General features: G+C 55.0%; 26 protein-coding genes and 1 pseudogene. 8 read left to right on the top strand and 19 right to left on the bottom strand.

Annotated elements, in window-relative coordinates; translation table 11 throughout:
* Positions 1 to 30: 30 nt before the first annotated feature.
* The 3 genes and pseudogenes from Har1131_RS18185 to Har1131_RS18175 all read left to right on the top strand — a co-directional run bounded on the left by Har1131_RS18185 (position 31) and on the right by Har1131_RS18175 (position 3435).
* Positions 31 to 558, top strand: a complete 528-nt coding sequence (locus Har1131_RS18185) for a hypothetical protein (protein WP_151147965.1) — start codon at positions 31 to 33, stop codon at positions 556 to 558.
* A 28-nt stretch (positions 559 to 586) separates the two neighbouring features.
* Positions 587 to 2050: pseudogene (locus Har1131_RS18180) on the top strand (transposase); the annotation flags it as partial.
* A 356-nt stretch (positions 2051 to 2406) separates the two neighbouring features.
* Entirely contained in the window at positions 2407 to 3435 is a 1029-nt protein-coding gene (locus tag Har1131_RS18175) for a site-specific integrase (RefSeq protein ID WP_151147955.1), read from the top strand.
* Positions 3436 to 3574: 139 nt separating this feature from the next.
* On the opposite strand, the gene Har1131_RS18170 is transcribed toward Har1131_RS18175, so the two are convergent.
* From Har1131_RS18170 to Har1131_RS18155, 4 genes are all read right to left on the bottom strand, one after another.
* Entirely contained in the window at positions 3575 to 4789 is a 1215-nt protein-coding gene (locus Har1131_RS18170) for a Cdc6/Cdc18 family protein (RefSeq protein WP_151147952.1), read from the bottom strand.
* A 629-nt stretch (positions 4790 to 5418) separates the two neighbouring features.
* On the bottom strand, positions 5419 to 5685 hold the full coding sequence (locus tag Har1131_RS18165) for a hypothetical protein (RefSeq protein WP_151147951.1): 267 nt from the start codon (positions 5683 to 5685) through the stop codon (positions 5419 to 5421).
* Positions 5686 to 5748: 63 nt separating this feature from the next.
* Entirely contained in the window at positions 5749 to 6573 is an 825-nt protein-coding gene (locus Har1131_RS18160) for an N-6 DNA methylase (RefSeq protein WP_151147949.1), read from the bottom strand.
* Positions 6574 to 6877: 304 nt separating this feature from the next.
* Positions 6878 to 7318, bottom strand: coding sequence for a hypothetical protein (locus Har1131_RS18155; protein WP_151147947.1), 441 nt, complete (start codon positions 7316 to 7318; stop codon positions 6878 to 6880).
* 105 nt (positions 7319 to 7423) lie between these two features.
* On the opposite strand from Har1131_RS18155, the gene Har1131_RS18150 reads away from it, so the two are divergent.
* Complete coding sequence (locus Har1131_RS18150) at positions 7424 to 7792, top strand: hypothetical protein (protein ID WP_151147945.1); 369 nt, start codon at positions 7424 to 7426, stop codon at positions 7790 to 7792.
* An 8-nt stretch (positions 7793 to 7800) separates the two neighbouring features.
* Here Har1131_RS18150 and Har1131_RS18145 read toward each other — a convergent pair whose 3' ends face one another.
* The 3 genes from Har1131_RS18145 to Har1131_RS18135 form a co-directional block, all read right to left on the bottom strand.
* On the bottom strand, positions 7801 to 8187 hold the full coding sequence (locus tag Har1131_RS18145) for a hypothetical protein (protein ID WP_151147943.1): 387 nt from the start codon (positions 8185 to 8187) through the stop codon (positions 7801 to 7803).
* 76 nt (positions 8188 to 8263) lie between these two features.
* Positions 8264 to 9163 carry a transcription initiation factor IIB family protein gene (locus Har1131_RS18140; protein WP_151147942.1) on the bottom strand — a complete coding sequence of 300 codons (900 nt, stop codon included), beginning with the start codon at positions 9161 to 9163 and terminating at the stop codon, positions 8264 to 8266.
* A gap of 57 nt (positions 9164 to 9220) precedes the next feature.
* Complete coding sequence (locus Har1131_RS18135) at positions 9221 to 9907, bottom strand: SWIM zinc finger family protein (RefSeq protein ID WP_151147938.1); 687 nt, start codon at positions 9905 to 9907, stop codon at positions 9221 to 9223.
* A gap of 302 nt (positions 9908 to 10209) precedes the next feature.
* Here Har1131_RS18135 and Har1131_RS18130 point away from each other — a divergent pair, with 302 nt between their 5' ends.
* Entirely contained in the window at positions 10210 to 10599 is a 390-nt protein-coding gene (locus Har1131_RS18130; protein ID WP_151147936.1) for a hypothetical protein, read from the top strand.
* Positions 10600 to 10778: 179 nt separating this feature from the next.
* Here Har1131_RS18130 and Har1131_RS18125 read toward each other — a convergent pair whose 3' ends face one another.
* The 7 genes from Har1131_RS18125 to Har1131_RS18095 form a co-directional block, all read right to left on the bottom strand.
* The gene (locus tag Har1131_RS18125) at positions 10779 to 10994 is read right to left on the bottom strand and encodes a hypothetical protein (protein WP_151104319.1); all 216 of its coding nucleotides are present in this window, start codon (positions 10992 to 10994) and stop codon (positions 10779 to 10781) included.
* Positions 10987 to 11190 (bottom strand): hypothetical protein, encoded by a 204-nt coding sequence (locus Har1131_RS18120; protein WP_004966200.1) that lies wholly within the window; start codon positions 11188 to 11190, stop codon positions 10987 to 10989. The genes Har1131_RS18125 and Har1131_RS18120 overlap by 8 nt, the downstream gene beginning before the upstream one ends.
* A 221-nt stretch (positions 11191 to 11411) precedes the next feature.
* Entirely contained in the window at positions 11412 to 11777 is a 366-nt protein-coding gene (locus Har1131_RS18115) for a hypothetical protein (RefSeq protein ID WP_151147934.1), read from the bottom strand.
* A 57-nt stretch (positions 11778 to 11834) separates the two neighbouring features.
* Positions 11835 to 12074 carry a hypothetical protein gene (locus Har1131_RS18110; RefSeq protein ID WP_151147932.1) on the bottom strand — a complete coding sequence of 80 codons (240 nt, stop codon included), beginning with the start codon at positions 12072 to 12074 and terminating at the stop codon, positions 11835 to 11837.
* A complete protein-coding gene (locus Har1131_RS18105) occupies positions 12071 to 12277 on the bottom strand; it encodes a hypothetical protein (RefSeq protein WP_151147930.1) in 207 nt (68 codons plus the stop codon). Before Har1131_RS18105 ends, Har1131_RS18110 begins: the two co-directional genes overlap by 4 nt.
* Positions 12268 to 12582, bottom strand: coding sequence for a hypothetical protein (locus Har1131_RS18100; protein ID WP_151147928.1), 315 nt, complete (start codon positions 12580 to 12582; stop codon positions 12268 to 12270). Before Har1131_RS18100 ends, Har1131_RS18105 begins: the two co-directional genes overlap by 10 nt.
* Positions 12579 to 12869: a hypothetical protein gene (locus Har1131_RS18095; RefSeq protein ID WP_151147926.1), complete on the bottom strand. Its 291-nt coding sequence runs from the start codon at positions 12867 to 12869 to the stop codon at positions 12579 to 12581. Before Har1131_RS18095 ends, Har1131_RS18100 begins: the two co-directional genes overlap by 4 nt.
* A 387-nt stretch (positions 12870 to 13256) precedes the next feature.
* On the opposite strand from Har1131_RS18095, the gene Har1131_RS18090 reads away from it, so the two are divergent.
* Complete coding sequence (locus Har1131_RS18090; RefSeq protein ID WP_151147924.1) at positions 13257 to 14426, top strand: ISH3 family transposase; 1170 nt, start codon at positions 13257 to 13259, stop codon at positions 14424 to 14426.
* A 310-nt stretch (positions 14427 to 14736) separates the two neighbouring features.
* Here the strand turns inward: Har1131_RS18090 and Har1131_RS18085 are convergent, their stop codons facing one another.
* Together Har1131_RS18085 and Har1131_RS18080 are read right to left on the bottom strand one after the other, a co-directional pair.
* Positions 14737 to 15264 (bottom strand): hypothetical protein, encoded by a 528-nt coding sequence (locus tag Har1131_RS18085; RefSeq protein WP_191907510.1) that lies wholly within the window; start codon positions 15262 to 15264, stop codon positions 14737 to 14739.
* Entirely contained in the window at positions 15261 to 16028 is a 768-nt protein-coding gene (locus Har1131_RS18080; protein WP_151147920.1) for a hypothetical protein, read from the bottom strand. Before Har1131_RS18080 ends, Har1131_RS18085 begins: the two co-directional genes overlap by 4 nt.
* 577 nt (positions 16029 to 16605) lie before the next feature.
* Between Har1131_RS18080 and Har1131_RS18075 the strand changes: the two genes are divergently transcribed.
* Positions 16606 to 17709: an FIST signal transduction protein gene (locus tag Har1131_RS18075; RefSeq protein ID WP_151147918.1), complete on the top strand. Its 1104-nt coding sequence runs from the start codon at positions 16606 to 16608 to the stop codon at positions 17707 to 17709.
* On the top strand, positions 17706 to 20228 hold the full coding sequence (locus tag Har1131_RS18070) for a GAF domain-containing protein (protein WP_151147916.1): 2523 nt from the start codon (positions 17706 to 17708) through the stop codon (positions 20226 to 20228). Before Har1131_RS18075 ends, Har1131_RS18070 begins: the two co-directional genes overlap by 4 nt.
* Before the next feature lie 129 nt (positions 20229 to 20357).
* Here Har1131_RS18070 and Har1131_RS18065 read toward each other — a convergent pair whose 3' ends face one another.
* The 3 genes from Har1131_RS18065 to Har1131_RS18055 all read right to left on the bottom strand — a co-directional run bounded on the left by Har1131_RS18065 (position 20358) and on the right by Har1131_RS18055 (position 22777).
* Positions 20358 to 20657, bottom strand: coding sequence for a hypothetical protein (locus Har1131_RS18065; protein ID WP_004966218.1), 300 nt, complete (start codon positions 20655 to 20657; stop codon positions 20358 to 20360).
* 35 nt (positions 20658 to 20692) lie between these two features.
* The gene (locus Har1131_RS18060) at positions 20693 to 21373 is read right to left on the bottom strand and encodes a hypothetical protein (RefSeq protein WP_004966221.1); all 681 of its coding nucleotides are present in this window, start codon (positions 21371 to 21373) and stop codon (positions 20693 to 20695) included.
* 183 nt (positions 21374 to 21556) lie between these two features.
* Positions 21557 to 22777, bottom strand: a complete 1221-nt coding sequence (locus Har1131_RS18055; protein WP_049909352.1) for an orc1/cdc6 family replication initiation protein — start codon at positions 22775 to 22777, stop codon at positions 21557 to 21559.
* Positions 22778 to 22973: the final 196 nt, after the last annotated feature.

The following is a 22973-nucleotide window of genomic DNA, read 5'->3' as shown; positions in this document are numbered from 1 at the left end:
CAATTGCCTGACGCAAGGTAGAGTGATAGTATGAAACGACGAACACTGCTGGCCGCAGGGGTACTCCCCCCAATGTCGGTGTTTGGAAAATGGCTAAATCGGTTGCTGCTAGCCAATCGAGGCAAAGTCTTGGAGAAACAGGTCACCGCATTTGAAGGCTCAGAGACACAAGAACTCGTTCGGATTACCGATGAAGGGTCCGAAGTGGCTGATGACATAGAAGCTCTCCTCGGGGAGGAAGCTGGGGAATTGAGTACGAGGCAAGCCGAAAAATTACGGGCGCAGTACGACGCCGTGCGGTTCCACGTAACAGTGGCACATCATACATCGAGCCACGGCGGTCCGGATGACGGATCACCGGTGGAGTATAAGACGTCGAGAATGTTGTACAGCGGAATGAATATCGGAGACCACATCTCGTTCCAGACATCGCTCATCCGTGGGAATTCAATTATCTCCCTGTCCTGTCTTGCCAAAGACAAGAAATCATTACAACCTCGTTGTCGGGTCGGGGTCGACGGTCCAAATGATGAAGAGCCTGGATCTGCCTTTAGCTAAGAGAGGAACCACGTGACAGCGACGGCTTGTCGAGTTTGGGCCACACGACCGGTATTCTGGAGCAACCCGGTACGAGATGTCCCAACTGTTCCGATTGTTCCTACTCAAAGAACTTCACGGCTGGACCCACGAGACGGCACTCCTCACGTATCTCACTCACCATCCTGAACTCCGTGAACAACTAGACATAGAGACGGTCCCAGACCAGTCGACGCTGTGGCGAAGCTGGCACGAACGATTCACTACAGAGCTTTGCGAGACAATTGAGTCAGCTGCGCGGACGATTCTAATCAAGGCTCAGAACGCAGGCGTTGCTGTTCCGCGCCAGCCAGAACGTAGCTTTCCATCGCAAGATGACGAAGCGAGCAAATCAGACCCAGACGATCAAGCCGTCCTCGACGAAGCAGCATCGATTACAGACCACGTCAGCCGTATTGTCTTGCCAGCCTTCTCGTTAGATCGTGGTGATGGTTGTGAAATCCACGAGAACGCATATTGGGACTTACAAACGCATATCGGACTTCGAGAACGGTTGGCTGCTAACGAGGGGGCTCGCAGTTTCGTTCACGAGTCGAGCCGGGACCGGACGCCGTTGGGACACGCCCATCGGGATCAGATTCGTGACCTCTCGATTGAACAGGTTCGGGAGATGTACCGGAAAGCTGTGAATCGATTGTTGGAAGAAGCAGCGGAGACGGGGGAGTTCTTCCGAGCAGGGATCGTCGCTATCGATATTACTGAAGCAGACCCGTTCACAGGCGACAGAACCGGGCATGAAGACGAGATTATTGGGACAAAAGAAAAGACCGATGAGTACGCCTATCAGTGGGCGACAGTCCAGCTGGTCGGGAACGCTGTCCCAATCGTATTGGATGCGAGACCAGTTCGGAAGGGTGAGGCTCGTAAGGAAATCGTCGAAGACTTGCTCAACTCTGCCGAGGAACTGGTCCACGTCGATAACGTGTTGATGGATCGGGAGTTCGACAGCCAGCACATTCTAGAGATGCTTAGCCAGCGTGGACTGTCGTATGTTGTTCCGAAGCGGATGCAGACCAGCGAGAAAGCCCAGGCCAAGCGATTGCTCCAGCGGGGTCAAGACCGATACGAGACCGACCGCAAGCTCCATCTCGGGAAGAACGAGTGGCACGATACGACACTGATCTACCGCCGGAAAGAAGACTCTGAGCACGACAACCACCGGCAATACTCGGTATTCATGACAAACACCAGCAGCGCCTATCTTACCGAGTATGGGTATCGCTGGGAGATTGAAAGCGGCTATAAATCGATCAAGCGATTCATGGCCGCCACGACCTCGAAGGACTTTGGCCTCCGGTTCTTCTACTTCGCATTCGCGTGTCTGTTGTACTCGATCTGGCGAGCAGTGGATTTGCTCGTGCAGGTTGAGTTGACCGACGACTACGAGCATTCGCCAATTGTGACGGCCGATAACACGCTGACGCTGTTGAAGAAGGAAACGGGAATCGGATAGTGTGGGGGCTCTACCCGTGTTAGCGTGGCGTCTGAGTGGCAATGCTGTCGGAAGTCGCCGAAATTCGCGCATGCCGTTGGAAGTTCAATAGGAATAGCCGTTTGGAGACCAATCTGAGCCAGTTCCCGATCACTGAAACAGCCGAAACCATGCATCATAGCCCCGCTAAACCCGGTGCAGTCTCAACTTCCGATTTGAGCGAGATTGATATAGCTACATAGACTTTACCAGACACAGAAAGCCCGAGTATTCAGACACAGAGTGCCTGAAACACCGAAATTCTGGTTTTGTAGATAGGTTTGTATTAGTGTAGTAAGCACCACCAGTTTTACCCGGACCGCCGCTGTACGGGAAGCATGGATCGGCTTCCGCCAGCATACGACGCTACTCCCGGGGGTGACGCCCTCGAAACAGCCATCGAGAAACGACTGGTCGATATCGACTCCGGGCGCTACCGAACGAACGTCGCGAGCGTGCTTCGGAAGTTCGCAGCTTGGTCCCGGGACCAGCACGGTATCTCCAGTCCCGAGGATATCGACGACGACCTTTGTCGGCAGTACGCTCGTGACTTGGCCCGGGCCGACGACAGAGACGATATCTCACCAGAAACCGCTCGACGCTACTTCGCCTACGTCCGCTCATTTCTCACGTGGGGTGTCTATGAGGGCTTGATCCCGACGAACCCGGCCAAGACCAACCACGCCGAAGGTCCGCTCCCGACCGATGAGACCGAAACAGACCAGCAATACTGGACGACACGCGACCGCGAAGCCATCTGTGCCACTGCGACCGCCCGCGTCGACGACGCCGGCGAGAGTGACGATGTCGACCGCACGGCAGCCTACCGCGACCAGGCACTCGTCTTCCTACTCGCCTACTCCGGTGCGCGTAGCGCGGAACTCGTCGCTGTTTCTGATGATGAAGAACGGAACGGCCTGCGGTGGCGTCACGTCGATCTCGAAGCCGGCACGATGCAAGTGTTCGGAAAGAACCGCACCCGCGAGTCTGCGCCGATTCTCGACGATGCGCTTCGCCCGCTTCGGCGCTGGAAGCAACTCCGAGAGCCTGACGAGAATGAGGCTGTCTTCCCCAGACTCGACAACGCGACGAAAGCACTGGACCCGACGCCGTCGATCACCACGCAGTCGGCCCGGAACATCTTGGCAGACCTGTGTGAGTGGTCCGACTACGAGTTCGAGGAGCCGCTGAAGCCACACGGCGCTCGACGCGGACTTGGGCGAGAAATCTATCGCGAGAATCCACAGCTGGCTCAGGACGTGCTCCGGCACAAGTCCATCGAGACGACCCACGAAGGGTATGCTCAAGAAGCCGCAAAACGAACCCGTGACGAAGCCAACGACATCATCAATGACGAATCCGGTTAGGCAGATCTGAAGAGTGACATCCTCTGTGCCGTGAACAACAAGATTTTTCGGTGAATCAAGATAGACAGAGCCCGTCGGATTCACGCAGGGGCGTGAATAAAAAGGGAGAGGGGGGTTTCCGCAACTACCACAGCATACTCTATGCGTTTGCCTTCTTTCTCATTTCAATGGTATCAAGTATCTCGCCAAACCGGTCGTCCGCTTCGATAGCGAGCATATTCTCTAGGTCGACCCCGAGCTCAAAAAGCCAACGTTCGCCACCATTAGCACCACCAGTTTTCTTTTCACCCTCAAGGAATCGGTAGAGTTTCAGCGCCTGCAAGTGGTCTCGAATACTTCGCATCGTACTGATATCAATACCAGTAGTTTGGCAGATACTCTTGTATTCCGAGTAGACCGTTTTCGTCCGAGCGGGCGTGTCGCCTCTTGCCTCTAGCGAGGCAACAGCAAGTACCGTAGTATATTCTTGAACAGTTAGGTCTTTCAGTCCTTCAAGAAGCATATCACGATTTAGCTTTTTTTGAGCCTGGTCGACGTGATCGGTCGTCACAGTATCGTCCTGGCCGTTGTGGGCGATTTTGGCCGCCTTATAGAGGAGGTTGATTGCCTGCCGTGCAGAGCCATCTTTCTTCGCTGCATGGGCAGCACACAGTTGAATCACTCCTCCTTCGAGAACCCCGTCTTGCAGTCCTGATTCTGCACGACGTTCGAGAATATTCTGAAGTTGATTGGCATTATACGGAGCGAACCGAATTTCCTCTTCACAGAGTTGGTCTTTAACCCGAGCAGTCAAGTCGGAGTAGAAGTCGAAGTTATTAGAGATCCCGACAATGGAGAGGCGCGTATTCTCAATCTCACCGTTAGACTTGGCACGGGACAACTTGTAAAGAACCTTGTCGTCGTTACCGATAACATCGATTTCGTCAAGGACGATAACCACGGTTCCGCCGATTTTCTCAATCCGGTCAAACATCCAGTCGAAGATATTAGAGAGCCCGTGTCCACGCGGGCGGCTATCGAAATCAGGAGAAATCTCTTTCAATACCTCCCCAGCAACCTGATATGATGAAGACAAGTCGGCACAATTTACGTAGTAAGTGCTAAGTTGTTCTTCGCTGTTTTCGAGGAATTGAGAGAGTTCTTGAAGTTTTAGCTGTGTCGCAACCGTTTTTCCCTGGCCGGCTGGGCCGTAAACGAACATATTATTTGGTGTGAAACCACGTGAAGCGGGTTCCAACGTATGATGGATTTCAGTGAGTTCGTCCTTGCGCTCGGGGAGATCATCTGGCGTCCAGTCATCTTTGAATGCGTCATCGCAATCAAGGATGGAACCAGTTGAACCAAACGTCGGCATAGATTACTACATTCGCTACAATCCAATAAACCCCCCGTTCCGCAACTTCCTAATCCCCCGCTACTAAGATGAGTGATTACTGAAAGTGATGAGTAAGAGTCTGGCGGGGGGAGGGGGGGTTTCCGCAAGTCTCCCAAAGTCCCACGTGGGGGGTGTGTGAGGTGTTGTAGATCCAGAATAAGGCAATAAAAATGTCTTTGTCGGGGAATAATAGCAGTCATGGGTTCTAGTTTGCTGTATTATGTTGTATCATTGTTTTTGTATTAGTGTAGTAGTAGTATTGTATTATCCGGTACCATAAAATATAATAATACGTTACTCACACGAATAGTACAGCGCTACTACAGCCAGATCATAGCACAACACAACACAGTTGCCGCTATGACATGGACAGTAACATCGTCAATACATTCCGGAAAACATCTAAGTTGTCTTATACACTCTGTAGAACCTTCGCCCACTGTTGTGATCGAACTTGCGGAAACCCCCCCTCCCCCTCTCTATCAAGAACAGCGCAATCTCCTACTTGAATGTTGCAGAGTGAGACAGAGAGTGCTGTTGAGCCAGTATATTTAGAACAGTCACAGTTGACAGTTTCACAGATTGACCAGCGGGGGGAGTGAGATGACCTACTCCTCCTCCTCTTCGTCTTCTTCAGGCTGAACATCCCGAAGCCGACCACTGATCTCCTGGTCGTACTCTTCTAGGAGCTTGTAGAACTCCACAATCGTCTCCTCGGCAGTCTCACCCTTCGATTTGATCGTCACTCTGTCTTGATCGCGAGTGTCAGTGCCTCGATCCAACCGTGCTTCCATACTGCACCCAAAGTCCGTTCGTTCGACCTTTTCAACTGAGTCTGGAGCCGCATCCGGCTCTGTGTCTGATTCTTCTGACATGGTTTTCCTCGGGACGCTCTCACTGGACCGCCCCGCACCCGACTGGGGCACACAAAACAGCCGTCAATCGCTGCCCTCGAACGCACCCAGACTAGCCTGCTCACTCGGAACGGACGACGTGACCGGAGGTATTCGATCTTCCGAGCCCGTGTCTGTCCCCTGCGTTGGACTGGGCTGGTTCTCCGCCTCGACCGTATTCTCGAAGGCGTCGGTCACCCACTCGTGTAGCTCTTCGACCTCCTCGTCGTCGAGTTCGCGAACGCTCCCACCCAGCGAAGAGTACGACGTCTGCCACGCTCGCTGGAACTCGACAGTCAGTGAGTCGCCCTGAATAACGTAGGCGTCCAGATTCAGGAAACAGCAGTTCAGCGCCGCCATTCGGGCACAGAGTGGGTCCTTGTCTTGCCCGACAAACAGCCCGTCTGGCTGCTTTCGACCGGCGACCAGCAGTGTTCGACCGCTCCCACAGGCCAGGTCAAGGACTGTCTGTCTATCATCGGTATCGCTCTCGTCTCCGACGCCGGCGATCTCGGCCATCGTCTCGCAAACAGAGTGGGGCGTGAAGTGCTGGCCGAACGCATCGCTGGACATTCCGTACTCCTCGTACACAGCACCCAGAACGTCAGCGTCGGTGGCTGCCATCCGTTCTTGGAGCTGGCCGAACGCCTCGGCGAAGAGGTCTACTGATCGCTGCCCGCGTGGGTGGTCCATATCGCCACGCTCGCGATAGTCGTCGACGATCTCCAGATACGGATCGTCTCGGTCCTGCAGTGCGAACAGCATGAGGTTGACCCAGTCTCGGAAGACCGTGTGCGCGCTGTGCCCGCGCTGGCGAATTTGCTCAAGCGTTTCAACAATCTCGTCGACGTCAATCTGTGGCGAAGCCATGCTCTCTCAGCCACCAGAGAGTCACAAAATCTGGCCTGCTGGAGAGCGCCACTCTAGAAGGAATGCCTGTCGAGTGTTCGGATCATGAGTCCCCACTGGAGAAGACGGGGAACCACTCGCGGCACTCGGTACAGGTGGTTCCACGTCGTATTTCCCCATCATGAATCGGGTCTATTCCGTTCGGGGCGTCGCAATGTGGACACGCAACCGTCTCAGCGTATTCACTCTCACTCATCTCTACCAGTACTCCGACTCGACACACCTGATTCTGTCGTACTCAGTAGCGAAAGAGACCTCATAGCAGCTACGACAAGTCGTACAGGTCTTCGACCGAGCGTCGGTAGTAGTCCTGGCTGGAGTCTGGAACTGGATCGGCCTCCTCGGGGTGCTTTGCGATGATGCTGGCGAACTGCTTGGGCGGCTTCCAACTGTCGTCAATTTCGCGGGCCTCCAACTCTTTCAGGACTGCATACTCACCGTCGGCGGTAACGTACAGGACACGAAGCCCCGGCTTCTCGCTCAGCGGGCCCCTGAGTAGCTTTCCAGTTCGTGTATTGACCAGCCACTCAAGTAAGAGCCCAGCCCGGCACTGGATTGCGTACAACTGCACTTCGTTCTCCTCGGGAGATTCTGTGCGACCGTTGTCGGCCCACGACTGGGGCAACGACCGATTCTCCGTCTCATCTTTCCAGCGCCACTTCAGCTTTTTCGGCCCGGTGTTCCCTCGTCGGTATCCACTACTCATTGTTGGATTCTCTCAGCCACCAGAGAAACACAAAATCCGCTCTGTATCGCCTCTATAGCAACTTTTTGCTGTTTGAGGGTATATATGTTAGTACGAGGACTCATCATGAAAACAGCCGAGTCCCCAACCGCGACTAGCGAGTGTTCGCCCCCAGATCAGTGGATATCCTGCCAGCCCAGCGGGACCTGTGATCTTGACTTCCAGCGGATTCGTGACGACCGGTCAGCAACGTGGAACGCTGCCCTCGATGCCAGTGTCGACGTAACGAAGGGCGGCCGTCCGGACCTGTTCCTCGTCTCCGTTGACGACGACTGTCCCGTGAACTGCTCGCTGGCCGAGCATCCTAACGGAACCCACGCCGGCTGGTGTAGCTGCGAAGTCTTCCAGGCGACGACCGTCTGCCCACATCTCTGTGTTCTCCGTCAGCACGCTGCCCTCGGCGATCTCGACCTGCCAATGCGGAACCAGACCTGAAGCACAACTCAGTCGTCGCTCATCGAAACGTCGGCCAGCGGCCGAACGTCGACGCGCCCAGTCCGGTCGTGGTCAAGACACTGGCACAGTCGTTCTCGAACCGTTGCCTGCGAACACGGCTCGACGCCAACGCCTAGCCGGGGGTCGTCTCGAATCTGGACGTACTCTGCGTCGACGTCCAACGGCGTGTGCTCGACTCGACACCAGATCGTCTTCGCTCCGGCTTGGTCTAGATCAGTCACGTACCGAGCAGCCACCGCTTCGTGGCGAAGTTCGACAAGGACTCGTTCGACAAACGATGCGACTTTCGTTGGCGACCGTGGCGCTGGGACCGACGCAAAAACACTCGAAGAGTCGTGCTGTGTTGCCGATTCGGGAGTATCAGTAACTGACATATGTCTCACTCAGGACGTGCTTGTTGGCTCGCCCTGCACCCTCGCCGGGGCACGCAAAACAGGCCGTCGCGAGCGGTCACGCAACGATATGCTCCTCGATCTCTTGGAACCACTGACGGGCCGTCGTAATATGCACATCCAGTGGCTCGCAGATCGTCGCTTGTGTGAGCCGGATATCTGACTCTTTCCCGGCGAGGTACAGAGCGCCGGCTGCGATACCGTCTGGTCGCCCGTTGATCTCGGTGGACTCGGTCGCCTGCTCTGCGAGTTCGAGCGCTCGCTGGCGAATCCCCGGGGCAACGTCGAATGGAAGGTCCGAACAAATCCGCGCCACCCAGTCCACCGGAAGCGACACTGGAATCAGGAGGTCAAGTTTCATCAAGAACGTCCGGTAGCAATTCCATATATGGGAGTCTGAACACCGGGCAACGTCGGCTACCGTCTCCATCGTCACGAGGCCATTGCACCGGCAGGCGGCGTACACAGCGGCCGCTGCACCGCCCTCAATCGACCGTCCGATCAGGAGGTCCTTGTCTTGGGCTTCCCGGAAGAGCGTTGATGCCTGCTCTTTCACCGCGTTGCTCTCAGACAGGGCACTCGCGATGCGTCGGATTTCGCCAAGCCCGTGAGCGAGGTTCCGGTCGCGCTTGCTGGTGAACTTCGACCAGCCATGGAGTCGTCGCTGGCGAGCAAGCCGTCGACGCCGTCTCGGAGAGATGTCTGCACTATCGACGCTCCCGATATTCGTCGACAGGCCTTGGTCATGCCGAGTGGCTATTCGGGGCGCACCCGTCCGCTTCTGTTCCTCCTTGTCGTACGTCCGCCATTCCGGCCTGCGGTCGATCCGGTCTTGGTCGGTCACCAGGCCACAGTCCTCGCAGTTCGTTTCTCGCCCGCTGCTATCGAGTTCGCCGCCACACTCGGGACAGCTCGGCGTAGCTGTAGACAACGCTGTCTGGACAGTTTGTGAAGACATATTTCGAGACATCCTCTCACCTGACCGGAGGGGCAGAAAACACACTGCGGCCCCCGGTTAGGCGTCTGGCAGTTTTCCATCCGGGCGGGGGACTCGCTGGGCGTCGATCTCGATCTCGACCCGGCGACGGTGTTTGCATCGCTCGGCGACATCGGGACAACTGCACGTCTCCTCAAGCACATCCACCTCGTACCGGCTATTTGACGCTGAGTGGACCTCGTAGCGACCGGGCTTTGCGAGGAAGGAAACGTCGATATCTTCCTGCTTCGCTCGTTTCGTGCGTGGTTCGTCCTCGGAGGTGACAGCCAAGGGGTCCTCGTTGGGGTCTGTGACGCCGCCGTCGTCGAACCGGACCTGCATGACTCCACCGTCAGCGACTGCTTTGCGGGGTTCGCCGTCGACGTGCAATCCGAACTGGTCGTCGAGAGCGTCGTCGTCAACCCACTGCGGGATGGGGCGCTCGCCGGTGGCGAAGGCGACTCGCTTCTGGTGTTTGCACTCCTTGCCGGAGTTGAACTGCTTCCACTTGCACTCACAACTCCCTGTTCGAGTGTCGACAAGGTACTCTGAGCCAGACCCGGAGTTGACCAGGAAGAGGTCGTCGGCGTTTCGTGCCCGACCAATCGAGTCCAACACGGTCATCACTTCGGTCAGTGCCCGAACGGTCCGGTTGTTCGGGTCAGCCTCCTCCAGTTCGCTCTCGTCGATACTGCTGGCGTCGCTACGGGATTCTGTGGTAGCCATGAATGACAGCGGCACGCCCTCTGTGGGACGCCCCTCACCCCGCTGGGGCACAGAAAATTCGGCGACTAGAGTTGTTGAAATGGACGGCTATTCTCGACTTAAAACGGGAAGCACAGGCTGTAGGAATGGTCGAAAATGCCAACCGTCTATTGTAACTCTCCGAAAAATGAGACACAATGCAAGAGGTTTGTACTATGCTGACCACGATATTAAAACGGGCTCAGGAGGGACTGCTACTCTCAGTATCGTTCTTGAGAACCTGTGGGATTGATTCTTATGCGATGCCAGAGATTATTAATTTGATGGCAACTTCAGTATCCGAATACGTTGATTACGAAGAAGACAACGGTGTTGGAATCTGGAAGATTGAGGATCTGCCCGCAGCTATCGAAGCAGGCGATATGGAAAAGGCAGAGCAGCACTACGTTGAGACAGCCAGTGACCCAGAAATGGAGAGCGTTGTCGTCACCATCGGTGGCGTAGAAGAGATGGATTCCAAGGTGTTGGACCATGTCGAAGACAATTGGACCGATGTAGCTGAACAGTCGGATGTCGACTTCACAGCTTATGTTGCTGATGGGATTGCACGACTCTCGATCAGCCAGAAAAATGAAGCTGATAATGTACTTACGAAGGGATTCAAAGAGTTTGAGCCCGCACTTGAGTGGGCGAAAGAAAAACAGAACTCCTGAATTGCCAGTAGCCAGAACGTTTTGTTTCAAATCTTACTAAATTACTGGCGTGTCCTCTTCTGGACCGTTTCTCCCAAATATTCAATTATTGTTATGAATTTGAGCGAGGAGTAAGCACGCTTACTGAGCAGACGTTGCAGCCAATATCACGGCTAAAGAAACTGCTTTTTCCCACCCGATCAGAGTTCCGTTGCCTGCATTTGCTCGTGGGCGTCGGGATTGACCACCGGGATGACGCCCTCGACCTCTTCCTTGCCGTACTCCTCACGAATCAGGTCGTGGATATCGTTCGCGAGAGCAACGGCCTCGTCTTGCGTGTTGGAACTCGCCTCGTTCTCAGGAAAATCTGCTGGCCCGACGCCCTCAACAACGATGAACAGGTGGTCGTCACTCATTTTCGACCGCCTCGACGAGCAGCGTCGTTTCGGGCAGGTCGTCGCGAGAGGTCGACAGGAACTCGGAGGTTTCTAGCGTTTCCTCTACCAACTCGACCAGTTCCTCCGAGACATCGCCAAAGTGAACGATGGCGTCGGGATCGGGGTAGTTGTCGTACTGCTGTGCAGCCGTCTTGTCTGTCTTGTTCTTACTCATAATCGGTCGGCGGCACGCCCTCAGTGGGACGCCCCTCACCCCGCTGGGGAACAGAAAATACACGGCGGCTCGTTCCCGGCCATCCGATTCATCGCGATGAGCCTTACCTGCCTCCAGAAGCGGGACCGCCGGACCGGCCTGCCGGTCCAAGGTGGAGCGTGTCCCCCGAGCGCTTGCGCTCGGGAACCGTGAGCGTGAGAGTGGCTGGTACGGCTCCTCGATTATTCCGCGATTACGTTCCCGTCCTCGTCGATGGCGTACCTGAGTGGGTACACGTTCCCGTCGATATGCGTAGCCTTCTTCGGCAGCGTCTCGTTCAGCCACGCTTCGCGGTCGGCGTCGGTCTGGATGTCCTCGTTGGGCTGATGCACACTGAACAGGTCCATGCTCACCCAGCGATTGACCGTCAGCTCACCGGACGGGGAGTACACCTTCACGCGCTCCTTTTCAGCGTCAACACCGACGACGGCGAGTGCAGACGTGCCCTCGGTCGTTTTCAGTCCATCACCGATATCCACGGCATCAGGGTCGATATCGAGGGCGTCGCACTGCTGTACAGCCGTCTCGTCTGTCTTGTTTTCACACATAGTCGGTAGGCAGAGCTCCCTCCGTGGGACGCGCCTCACCCCGCTGGGGCACAGAAATTAGGCGACGGCTTGCTTCTCGGAATCCGATTCATCGCGACGGATCTCCCGTGCCCGCTCTCGAAGGCGAGACTGGACTGGCGTCCGGTTCTCGTGCTTGTTCTCGTATGCGAGATACCGCTTGACCGTCTCCATTGAGTGCATACAGTCGATGCCGGCGACAATTGGTTGGAGGTGGTCGGCGTCCAGCAACCGCTCTGGCGGGAGTTTGTCGAGAATTGGGTCAGGAGTGTCGCTCATGAATCCTCCTCTCGGAAGTCATCGAGTGTCGTCCTGCGTTTGTACCGACAGCCCGGGTAATGAGCCAGAAGCGTCTCGTCGACGGCGTCCCAGAAGCCGATTTTGTGTGGTGCAACCGACTGCCAGAACCGGGCGCGTGCCAGTGCTGCCGCAACTCGCTGGCGTTCCTCACGACGCCAGCTGTCGCGTTCGATCATCGCCATGTGGATGCTCCCGCCGGTTGATCCGCCATGTACGAGCTGGCAAGATCCAGCCCGGCGTCGAGTGTGCTTCTCGTCCCGACCAGTTTGGTCGCCCGTTCGAGCGTCCAGCCAGCGTCACTGTGTTTCAGCAGGACTGTCGCTCCGGTGTCGGGAATGTGCCATCCGATCGTGTCGTTGCCAGCGGCGAGAAATTCCCATTCGCCCGCAACGGCCTCCTGTGCCGCGCTCTGTGTGTCAATCAGCGCATCCGAGCGTGGGCCACCAGCACCGAAGTCGCCCAACGTGGCCGTTCCTGCTGCGTTCATGCAGCGACCTCCCGGCGGTCCCAGCCAGCGAGTTTGGCTTCGATGGCGCTGATGATACTCGTGACCTGTTCCTCTAGCGTGTCTACCTGCGCACCGTCGACGTCCAAGAGCGAACGAAGTTCGAGTACATCCGGGAGGTCGATACTCTCTGAGCGCCGGGCCACCGCACGGAGGACAACCGCTTCAACATCGGCGCTGCCGGACTGCGCTCGAACAGTCGTCGCGATGGACTCGACGAACTTCGGGATGGTTGGCTTCGACAGGTCTTCCGAACGACGGCAGGACATATTTCGAGACATCCTCTCACCCGCCAGAGGAACACAAAATGGGGGTCGCTACCGCTGTGACTGGAGTTTTATGCTTACTGTGCTGGCTGAGATACCTGCTCAATAGGACGCCGCACTGACCGCGCGGAGTCTTCGATTGATTAGAAAGACAAATCTCAGTGAAAACTGTGTGTGTTTATCTGTGACACGGTGGTATACTAGATCCAATGAGAAAGAGTGAAACACCAGCCATTGCGGCCCGTAGTGACCTTCCCTCTGCCAACGAGGACGTAGCGAAACTCCGTCTTAAGCTACGTCACTACTCGCTCGAAGAATTGGAAGAAACAGGGTTAGTCAGGCTCAGTACTTCACAAAGCTGGTTAGTTGAGACGTCTGCTTGCTGAGGATGTGTCCAAACACCAGAAGCAAGCAGACGATGAAATCCACGAGGACCAGCTCCTTAACTTTCTCGTCAACTCGCTTGACGAGGAAGTTGTTCTCGGACTCGGCAACAACGCTGAAATCGATCCTGAGGATATCTTAGAGGTCCTCGTCGGCGCATGCGCCGACGGGACCTCGATATCTGAACTCTGTGAGACCAGTGAAAATTCTCCCCACGAAAACACGGTTCTGTACCATCTCCGTGAGAAGTTCGACCTAGCGTCGGTTGAACAAGTCGGGAACGCACTCCTCCAAAAGGACGTTCTAGAGATCCTCCCCAAGCAGGTGGAGGTCTGCGCAGACCTCCACCTGCGACCCTACTACGGTAACGAGGACGAAACAGCTGGCCTCTACCACTCAGAAGCGAAGCGTGGAACCACCGCATTCCACGCCTATGCGACACTCTACGCGCGTGTGAAGAATAAACGGTACACGCTGGCGGTGCGCCGTCTCGTTGACGGCGACACCACCAGCAGTGTTCTCGCTGAGTTTCTTGGTCTCCTCGACGGCCTTGACCTCAGCGTCAAGGCCGTCTATCTTGATCGAGAATTCTACGATAGCAAGTGTCTCACGCTCCTCCACGCTCACAACTACGCGTACGTGATGCCGATCGTCCGGTGGGGAAAAACAATCAAGCAGGAACTCTCGGAAGGATGGAGCCGCGTCATCCAACATGAGCTGACAGGGAAACTCGACGGTCATAGCTGGACCGTCGAGTTTCCCGTCTACATTGACTGTACCTATCAAAAAGGACGGTACAACGAGCACGGAGTGGCGCGTCACGGCTACGCCGCTGACGCGCCGTTCATTGAAACACCACGAGATGCTCGATACCACTACGCGAAGCGCTTCGGTATCGAAGCCAGCTACCGACTCTCCGAACAAAGCATTGCGACAACCACAACGCAGAATCCAGTCGTACGGCTGCTGTACGTCGTGGTGAGTCTACTCTTGCAGAATGTCTGGCGGTATCTCCATTGGGAGTATGTGGCGACGCCCCGCCGTGGCGGGCGTCGCCTCTGGTCCTGGTCGTTCGAGGAGTTCATCAATATGCTGTGTCGGGCAGCGTGGACGGCCCTCGCAGTGCGTCGGGCCGTCCCCGCGAACCGGCCACCGGACGACCGGTTCCACCGGTAATCACCAGGTAGGGACGCCGTCTTGTGAGTGGCAACGCTGCCGCGTCGGCGGCTGATCGCCGCCGACAGCGGCAGCTCCCCTTCTATTAGCGTCCCTCGACCACTATCGACGACTCATCTCGACAGAACAAGTGACTCAGGTCAGGTTAACTGGCGATGCTTTGTGAGGTACTGAGGCTGGATAGACAAGAACAGACTGTCAAGAAAGGTCCAAAATTCAACGACAAAAAAGCAAGAATCCGATTGTACTAAGAGAAGCTGTACTGCTCATTAGCGGAGCAGACCCACCAGTTTCGTGGAACTACCGCCGGCTACCCAGTCCACCCGCCGATCTCGACCTGTGTACTGTCTGCCGGAGCATCGTCTGCTGTCTTCCCAACTGCGTCAAACGGTGGTTCAACGAGATGTGGCACTCCGTCGTCGTATGTCCGGTTGGGGCGTTTCACACAGTCGACCGGCAGGATAGGACTACATTCACTACAAGAGTGCGTTGCCCCGTCGAAGCCATTGATACTCACCGACCAGGAGATAACGCTCGCGAGTCGATACGTCTCCGCTGCTGGCCGGCGAGTGCTGGCAGACCGGCAGCCAACGGCCCCGCAGACATCGCAGGTGACGAGATGGTCTCGATCTGCCTCGTGGAAGAGCGAAGCGGCCTGCTCAACGTTATCGCGGTCCTGAAGCGCACACTCCCGGCAAATCGTAAATCGGAACACGCCGTCTTCTCGGTCGACCTCGTCAGGCCACCGAACATACGTGTACGCCTCGCCGGAGATCTCGGCTCTGTCCCCACAGAATCGACAGCACTCGGCCGTTGCTTCGGGCTGGACGTCGGTCACTGAGACCACCGTGCAAGTGTTGATTGTTCGCGAGCAGTGTCCACGGGACAGAGAAAGCGCCACTTGTATCGCTCACGAATCGGCTTGTTCTCGCGGTTGCTTGCCTGTCCCGGTTCACGGTAGCCCGTACAGGTCCAGCCCTTGTCTTGCAGCGCCCGAACCATCGCGCCATCATAGTCCGAGCGTACCCACGTCAACAAGAAGCGAGTGTTACGGTCGTCACTCTGCAAGAATCGCTCCTGTGAGCGGGCTAGCGCTGCCGACGCGAGGTTTGGCATCCGAACGCCCATGCAAATCCGCGCGGCCTCGACAAGCGAGTCGCCGGATACCACTTCGCTGTCAACGACTGGTGTGTCCGTCGACGGAAGCACCTGGCGGGCAGTCGCTCGAATCTCTGCTGGAAGACTGTCGATCTCGACGGGCTCGGGACAGAGCTGGCCGTCGACGCCGTACCGGATTCGCTTCTTCGAGATGAGCGGGTAGCGGTACGTGATAGCCCCGACTAGCGAGTCCTGAAAGTACAGCCCGTGGTGGGTGAGATTGACCGACGGCAGCGACCCCATATAAGAGTGATGCGCCTCGTACACGGCGGCTGCTGTCTCTCTGTCGATTGGTTCGACGGCGACATGATCGGCAAATCGAATCCCGAGGGGTGCGGTGAACGGGCCACCGTTGGCGTGAATCGGACAGAAACACTCCCCTGTGTCTGCTGGCGGGCGATGCTGGAACGACTGTGTTCGCGTCGATGCTGAGTGTGTGGACATCCTCTCACCCGCCAGAGGAACAGAAAATCGCTATCGAGTCAGTGCGTCGCTCTTTTGCAAAGCAGCGGAAAGACCGTATTGTTACACTGAGGCGGTGCCAATTTGAGATATGGTTTCTGCTCAGCCAGCGTTCGGCGAGGTCTCGAGAGCTGATTGAGTTGTGCGCTGTCGAGATCGACACGGAGCCGCTCGATTCTGCGCCATCCGTGCTGTAACGCTCATGACTCGGCGTCTTTCGCACACGGACCAGCCAACAGAACGTGCTCTGGACACGGAATGGCGGTCGGTCTCTTGCGCCTCACATCTTGTTTCACGCTCTCATGGAGTAGTAGCGTTCCCATCGAGTCAACACAGCACTTCATTGAGTTTACTCAGTGCCCAAACGAAAGTTCTTGATCATGGTTACCAGACTCAGATTGAGCCTGTTCAGGCGACCACAACTCTGTCACAGAGAATACACATTAGACTCATGCTTCAAGACTTCAATCAGCAGTTTCGAAAAAATCTGGAGAGTGCAAATTCAAGATTGATAATTGAGGGTAAACAGCGATAACTACCTAACTAGTAGAAGCAACGTATGGAGCTTACGTACACCGAAACAACCGGTAAGATTAGGCAAGAAGGTGACGCGGTAGCATCAATAAGCGGGGTAGAAGGTCTCGCAATCTTTGCGTCTCCAGACGATGGCCTCGATCCATCAGTTGAACCCTTTTTACAGAATCTTAACCTACCTGTTTTTGGAGGGATATTTCCGGAACTTATCTACCGTGGTGACAGGAAAGAGACGGGTGCCATCATTTGTGGCCTGAAAACGAAGCCGAAGGTAACGACAGTCTCTGGCTTGAGCGACTCTACACAGAAGTACAGTTCATCGCTTAACCCTGATCTTCCGATTGATGGATACAAGACTGGATTTGTATTCGTTGATGCGTACTCCACGAGGATAGAGCAGTTCATTGAGTCGCTATTTCGGACCTACAGTGTCGAACTTAATTACATTGGTGGCGGTGCCGGAACGCTAGAGATGGAACAAGAACCGTGCCTGTTCACAAACGATGGTGTGGTTGAGGACAGTGCGGTTGTCGCCGCCGTTGAACCTCCAATAGAAATCGGCGTCAAACACGGCTGGCAGGATATCTCGGGGCCCTTTAGAGTGACCGATTCGAGTGGATCAACAATACACAGCCTTGACGGTGAACCAGCGTTCTCCGTATATAAACGCACAGTCGATAAGTATGCATCAACGCAGCTGACCGAAGAGAACTTTTTCAGAGTCGCGAAAGCCTATCCGTTTGGAATCGCTCGGATGGACGGAGAGAAGATCATTCGCGATCCATTTGAGGTGACTGATGACGGTGGGCTCAGTTGCTTCGGCGATGTGTCCGAAGGGGAGTTCGTGCATATACTTGAAGGCCATCCGGAGTCACTAATACAGGCAGCAAAACAGGCAAAAGACGCAACCGTTGCCGACAAAGCTGATTTAGAGAGTTTATTATTTTTCGACTGCATCTCTCGTGTGCTTTATTTAGAGGAGAAATTTAAGTATGAACTTGCGGCCGTGAAAACGGAGGATACACCATCGGTAGGGGCACTAACAATTGGCGAGATTGCTAACGATGGAGCAGGCCATCTGGACTACTACAACAAGACGGCCGTCGTCGGAGCGGCCAGCAAGATATGACATCACGACAACAGCGAATACAGACGCTTTACGAGATTTCTCTCAGCATCAACTCCCGAGAGTCACTCGAAGCCACGGCCGACAGAGCGCTTACAGCGTATCTTCAGAAACTGAACTGCTCGGTCGGTGCTGTATTTCGGGTCGACAACACGAACGATAGCGAAGCGCTGTCACTTGTGACTTCGATTCCAGCCAAGCCGAAGCGAAACACATTATTCCAGATGGCGCGTGGCCGGCTAAGCGAACTCGTTAGGAGAAGCGTGGCATCGTCTGATTCTTCTGAGATGGGCAGTCACGCCCCCAGAGGAAACGACAAAAATGCGGTAACAGTCGGAGGAAGCGGCATGGCATCCTCACTTGTTGAGTCATTGCCGGTCGCAGAGCAAGTCGAGGGTATGGGTGAGTACCACATTATGAACCTTCCCGGGTTTGGGGCGATTGTCCTCGGAAAACATGGGGGTGCAATCAAGCAAGAGACTGCGGCAGCACTCGCCCCGCTTAATAAAAAGTTCGCTCAGGCCTGTCGGTCAAATGTGACCGAACAGCGCCTTAGAGAGCAGCGAAATCGGTTTGAGACTCTGTTCGACGCAGTCCCGGAACCAGTCGTCAACGTCGTCATTGAGAACGGAACTGAACGGGTCGTCCGCGCTAATGAGGCGTTTAAGAACACATTTGTCGGCGATGAAGGGGCAATTCGTGGCCGTGATCTCAACGAATTTGTCGGTCCTGATACCCAGTCAGACACCGCCAAGGAACTCATTGATGCAATTGAGCAAGGCGACATAATTAATAAGGAAATACATCGAGAAACTCGTTCAGGAAGCAGTCACTTTCTGTTCAGCGGTGTCCCAGTCGCAGCAAGCGACCAAGCGGAGTACTTTGGAGTGTACGTCGATATTACGGAACAAAAAGAGCGTGAACAAACACTCGAAAAACTGTATAATGCAGCACAGGATATTCTTGACCAGAACTCCCGGCAACAGGTCTGTACAGATGTAGTTGAGACGATTGAATCAGTCCTCGGGTATTCGGCGGCTGGGATACATCTATATCGGAGAAGGTCTGGGGCACTTGAACCGGTGGCAGTCAACGGGCGGGTACAGCAGAGACTGTGCGACAAGCTGTCAGAATACACTGAAACAGAAACTATTCTATGGCGTGCGTATAACAGCGGCGAACCTGTCCGAATCGACGACACAGATCAGGTCAACAGCACGCTTCTAAATGGCGAGACTCCCACGAGAAGTGTTGTTGCTCTGCCCATCGGTGGACACGGCGTACTGATTACCTCAGCGTTCGAAACGAACGCGTTCAGCGACCGGGATTTGTACCTCCTTCGGCTACTGAGCCAGTTAGCTGAGATTGCACTCGGCTGGACAGTTAATGAAGAGGGGCTAAGAGCAGTACAAGAGACCGTTCGAGACGCGCTACACGCAGACACACATGAAGAAATGGCTGAGTTGGTACTTGAAAAGATGCCTGATGCGTTAGATATGCCCGTGGCTGGAATCTGGGAGTACCAGCCGGCGAGCCAGGCGCTCCAACCGATTCATCATACGACACCGGCAGCCGAACTGGTCGGTGGCCAGCCAGCTTCTCTGGAAGGGAGTAATACTTCATGGCAAGCGTTGATAAAAAACAAGGCCTCTACTGTCTCAGATGTTTCAGAACTGGATGACGCGCATAACTCCGAAACGCCAATTGAGGAGGAAATTACCGCACCAATCGGCGACTTCGGTATTCTCACCGTTGCATCGACCAACAGTAATAGTTTCACACAAGTCGACACGGAACTCATCGATATTCTTGCTACAAATCTCGAATCCATCGCAGAAGTGATTGGAGCTCAACAGGATATTGATTTGCTTGGGCAGGTCATCGCACGGATTCTGCGACACAACGTCCGGAACAAGCTCACCCCGATTTTAGGGTATGCGAACACTATTGCTGAGCAAGCCGATGAGCCTATCTCAGGGTATGCGCAGCGAATCGTCAGTAGCTGTAAAGAACTGGAGCAGACGACAGCACATGCTCGCGAGATGCGCGAGGTCATCCGGAACAGAGACCAAATGGTGACCGTCTCGCTGGATACAGCAGTTCAAGATGCAGCCGAATCCATCGACGATGAGTTCCCCGATGGAGAACTGGTCACACATATGGAGGCCACACCTGATGTAACTGCCCACCCAAAGCTTGGGACTGCAATCCATCATCTGATCCGAAACGGATTGGAACACAACGACAGCCACACCCCTAGCGTGGAGATTACTGTCGAACAGCGACCCGCCGGCCCAACAATTGAAATCGCCGATAACGGGCCTGGTATTGACCCGCACGAGGTTCGGATTTTGGATGAGCACGGAGAGTCTGCACTAAGACACAGTACTGGAGTCGGCCTGTGGATTGTCGACCGGATAATCGCGCATTCAGGAGCATTGATCGACTTCGAAACTACCGGCGGAACAACTGTGACTGTCATCTTCAGTACGCCCACGGCGAACCCCTCAAAATATGAGTGAAAATCCCCTGCACCGGGATACTGTACTACCGAATCATGTTAGGGTATTTATAGGATACTAGAACAAGGCGCGTTACCACAGTCTCTTTATTCCGAAAGTATACCCTCGGAGCTGAGCCAATGGATTCAGCTACCAGTGCGTTATTTCTCCTCTGACGTCCCACGACTGGAACTGGTAGTCGGCTGGTGGAGTGAACGTTTCTCGGGCTGTTGCCACAAGATACTCAGCACCCTCGACAACCTGTGCGGCTATCGGATAGCGGGCAGACTCCGGACACACGGTGATAGCCCCATCGAGCGCGGGGACCACTTCATCTTGCCAGACAAACGCCGATGGTGGCTTGACGACTGGAATTGGTTGCTCGCCGACGGGCGATTCGTTGCTGTTCGTGGCTGATCCATCACGGGCTTTGGAGGTTGGTTCTGTCATCCTCTCAGCCACCAGAGGAACCGAAAACCGCCGTCTCAGTCGAGGCCGGGGAGTCGTTCAGCGATGATGATGCCGTCGCTCGGCCCCTCCAAATACAGTGCTGTGTGCCCCCTGAAGTAGAGGGTGTAGCGGTCCGGAATGTACTGATGTCCGGTCGAAAGCGTCGCGATAGCCTTCGACAAGATCCGCGCCGAGAACAATGGATCGCCGTTGTGGTTCGACAGGCGGCCAGATTGCAGTGGTTCCCAGCTATCGAACTCATGATCCGCTGGCGGCGTCAGTGTCGTCCGGGCCGTAGCGATCAGGTAGTCAGCCCCGTCGACAACTTTGGCGGCGGTGTTCGTTACGTCTGGAATGAATTCCACATTCCCCCCGAAGTCGGTCATCGGCTCGTTGTCCCAGCGCAATGCTTCTGGATAGCAGGCGACCGGCACCGGCGGGCCTCGGAAGCCCTCGCTTCGGATGTGGGATTTTGCTTTGCTCTCGCAACCGAATGTCTCCCCGCAGGTACACTCGAACGATTCGTCGTTGCGGTAGTAACCGTCGGTATCCTGTGCGCGGACGAGTTCACCGTCGTCGTCCATGTAGATGGTGTCGACATACCCCCACGAATACGACACTTCGATCTCGTGCTCTTGACTGGGCTTGCTGAAGTCGAAGCCGGCTTGCTGGTCTGGCTGTCCGTCCTGCGTCTGAGTCGGATCAGTTTCCGTCATCCTCTCACCCGCCAGAGGAACAGAAAATCACTCAGCTCAAGGATTTAAGCAACAGGCCCGATGATACTAAGGGGGTGTTGATTAAGCGTTGTGAATACGGCTTCTTTATTCATCCAGCTGGCTGAAACAACCGGTCAGTGAGCGTGCTTATTGAGGAGACCCAAGAGGTTCAGCCACAGTCGCTCACGGTGCTGTCTCTCTATAGATTTGCTTGATAATCTCTGGGGGTTTATTGAGCGTGTGCTCGTTAAATTGTCCTTTGCTCCCTTGGTGTTGGTTCCGTGACTCGGTGATTTCAAGAAATGACAGTTCCTCCAAAAGTTGTCTCACACGCTCATGGGTGACTGGATCGACAGCGTGCTCATTGCAGAGTTTTTTATATGCATCTAATACCTTCGAGGTCCGGAACCACCCTTCATCAGAATTACTAATTGTAAGCGCTGCAAGTGCTCCGATGACATGCTGGGAATGGGCTGGCAAGCCCGTAATAAGGTCGCGAAGCCGTTCGGCTTCAGCCATCTCGCGTACTTTTGGAACATCTTCTTCTGAGATAGTATCATAACCGTTTCGTATGGCGTATTTGCCGAGTGAAAACAACAGTTCAATGCCCTTTCGGGCGTCGCCATGTTCTTTCGCAGCGAGAGCTGCCACCCGGGGGATGACTCCCTCCTCAATCACCCCTTCGTGGAAGGCGTCTGATCGGTTCCTAAGAATCTCCCGTAATTGGTTGGCATCGTATGGGTCAAACACGTACTCTCGATGGCCGAACGAACTTTTTGTCCGCTCGTTCATCTGATTCCGGTAGTCGATCTTGTTCGAGATTGCCACGATACTAATGGGTATATCTATTGAACCATTTTCTCGAGCCCGAGAAAGAATCATCAGTGGGGAATCATCGCGAAGTCTGTCGACTTCGTCGAGCGTAATGGCAACACCATCGTAGTGCTGGTTAAGGATCGACCATAGCCGCTCATAGTATTCATCAGTCGAAATACCGCGGGACGGGAATTTGACGCCGCTTTCAGGAGGGTTGATGCGACGGCCAATATTGCGCGGGACTCGGGCAGGACCGTCAGTTTGTGAACAGTTTATATAGGCAGTTCCAACACTGACACCACGACGGTCAGCCTCTGCTTCGACCCTGCCCATTACATGTTTAGCGACAAGCGACTTTCCTGTTCCCGTTTTTCCGAAGATCAGCACCGAGCTGGCCGGTTCACCAACAACAAGAGCCCCAATCTCGTGAGCTACCTGTTCAATTTGTTCGTCACGGCCTATAATGCGGTCGGCGTCAGGGACGTGATCCGTGTCGACGAGGTCTCGGTTCTTGAAAATCTCGTTCCGATGCTCCACGACAGGAGCGTCGAAAAGGGGGTCGCCCCCTTGGTCCCCTGCATCTGGCATATCTCGCATATCTTATTGATGGCACAAAAACCTATGGACCTAGTTTGGAGTGAAGATAGTAGTTTTAGCTCCTCATCACTAATTCTATTGGATATTCAATTGACTCCAAATCTATCGGAACACACTGGATTTGGAGTGTACTGGGTGGTTGTATCATATGCCATCAAAACGCAGTCAAAAGGTCCTCAGATTCTGC

It is taken from the genome of Haloarcula sp. CBA1131 (assembly GCF_008728975.1).
In the GTDB taxonomy this organism is placed as follows: Archaea; Halobacteriota; Halobacteria; order Halobacteriales; family Haloarculaceae; genus Haloarcula; species Haloarcula hispanica.
Note: the sequence above shows the minus strand (reverse complement) of the source record. Positions and strands in the feature narration are given on the sequence as shown.

Bases quoted from the DNA above. Each gene is read 5' to 3' on its own strand.
- Har1131_RS18155 (WP_151147947.1), bottom strand. From the start codon at position 7,318: ATGAGTAGTGGATACCGACGAGGGAACACCGGGCCGAAAAAGCTGAAG.
- Har1131_RS18135 (WP_151147938.1), bottom strand. From the start codon at position 9,907: ATGGCTACCACAGAATCCCGTAGCGACGCCAGCAGTATCGACGAGAGC.
- Har1131_RS18070 (WP_151147916.1), top strand. From the start codon at position 17,706: ATGACATCACGACAACAGCGAATACAGACGCTTTACGAGATTTCTCTC.
- Har1131_RS18145 (WP_151147943.1), bottom strand. From the start codon at position 8,187: ATGTCAGTTACTGATACTCCCGAATCGGCAACACAGCACGACTCTTCG.
- Har1131_RS18125 (WP_151104319.1), bottom strand. From the start codon at position 10,994: ATGAGTGACGACCACCTGTTCATCGTTGTTGAGGGCGTCGGGCCAGCA.
- Har1131_RS18150 (WP_151147945.1), top strand. From the start codon at position 7,424: ATGAAAACAGCCGAGTCCCCAACCGCGACTAGCGAGTGTTCGCCCCCA.
- Har1131_RS18110 (WP_151147932.1), bottom strand. From the start codon at position 12,074: ATGAGCGACACTCCTGACCCAATTCTCGACAAACTCCCGCCAGAGCGG.
- Har1131_RS18185 (WP_151147965.1), top strand. From the start codon at position 31: ATGAAACGACGAACACTGCTGGCCGCAGGGGTACTCCCCCCAATGTCG.
- Har1131_RS18175 (WP_151147955.1), top strand. From the start codon at position 2,407: ATGGATCGGCTTCCGCCAGCATACGACGCTACTCCCGGGGGTGACGCC.
- Har1131_RS18100 (WP_151147928.1), bottom strand. From the start codon at position 12,582: ATGAACGCAGCAGGAACGGCCACGTTGGGCGACTTCGGTGCTGGTGGC.
- Har1131_RS18105 (WP_151147930.1), bottom strand. From the start codon at position 12,277: ATGGCGATGATCGAACGCGACAGCTGGCGTCGTGAGGAACGCCAGCGA.
- Har1131_RS18065 (WP_004966218.1), bottom strand. From the start codon at position 20,657: ATGACAGAACCAACCTCCAAAGCCCGTGATGGATCAGCCACGAACAGC.
- Har1131_RS18075 (WP_151147918.1), top strand. From the start codon at position 16,606: ATGGAGCTTACGTACACCGAAACAACCGGTAAGATTAGGCAAGAAGGT.
- Har1131_RS18115 (WP_151147934.1), bottom strand. From the start codon at position 11,777: ATGTGTGAAAACAAGACAGACGAGACGGCTGTACAGCAGTGCGACGCC.
- Har1131_RS18120 (WP_004966200.1), bottom strand. From the start codon at position 11,190: ATGAGTAAGAACAAGACAGACAAGACGGCTGCACAGCAGTACGACAAC.
- Har1131_RS18130 (WP_151147936.1), top strand. From the start codon at position 10,210: ATGGCAACTTCAGTATCCGAATACGTTGATTACGAAGAAGACAACGGT.
- Har1131_RS18170 (WP_151147952.1), bottom strand. From the start codon at position 4,789: ATGCCGACGTTTGGTTCAACTGGTTCCATCCTTGATTGCGATGACGCA.
- Har1131_RS18080 (WP_151147920.1), bottom strand. From the start codon at position 16,028: ATGTCCACACACTCAGCATCGACGCGAACACAGTCGTTCCAGCATCGC.
- Har1131_RS18095 (WP_151147926.1), bottom strand. From the start codon at position 12,869: ATGTCCTGCCGTCGTTCGGAAGACCTGTCGAAGCCAACCATCCCGAAG.
- Har1131_RS18160 (WP_151147949.1), bottom strand. From the start codon at position 6,573: ATGGCTTCGCCACAGATTGACGTCGACGAGATTGTTGAAACGCTTGAG.
- Har1131_RS18060 (WP_004966221.1), bottom strand. From the start codon at position 21,373: ATGACGGAAACTGATCCGACTCAGACGCAGGACGGACAGCCAGACCAG.
- Har1131_RS18055 (WP_049909352.1), bottom strand. From the start codon at position 22,777: ATGCCAGATGCAGGGGACCAAGGGGGCGACCCCCTTTTCGACGCTCCT.
- Har1131_RS18165 (WP_151147951.1), bottom strand. From the start codon at position 5,685: ATGTCAGAAGAATCAGACACAGAGCCGGATGCGGCTCCAGACTCAGTT.
- Har1131_RS18140 (WP_151147942.1), bottom strand. From the start codon at position 9,163: ATGTCTTCACAAACTGTCCAGACAGCGTTGTCTACAGCTACGCCGAGC.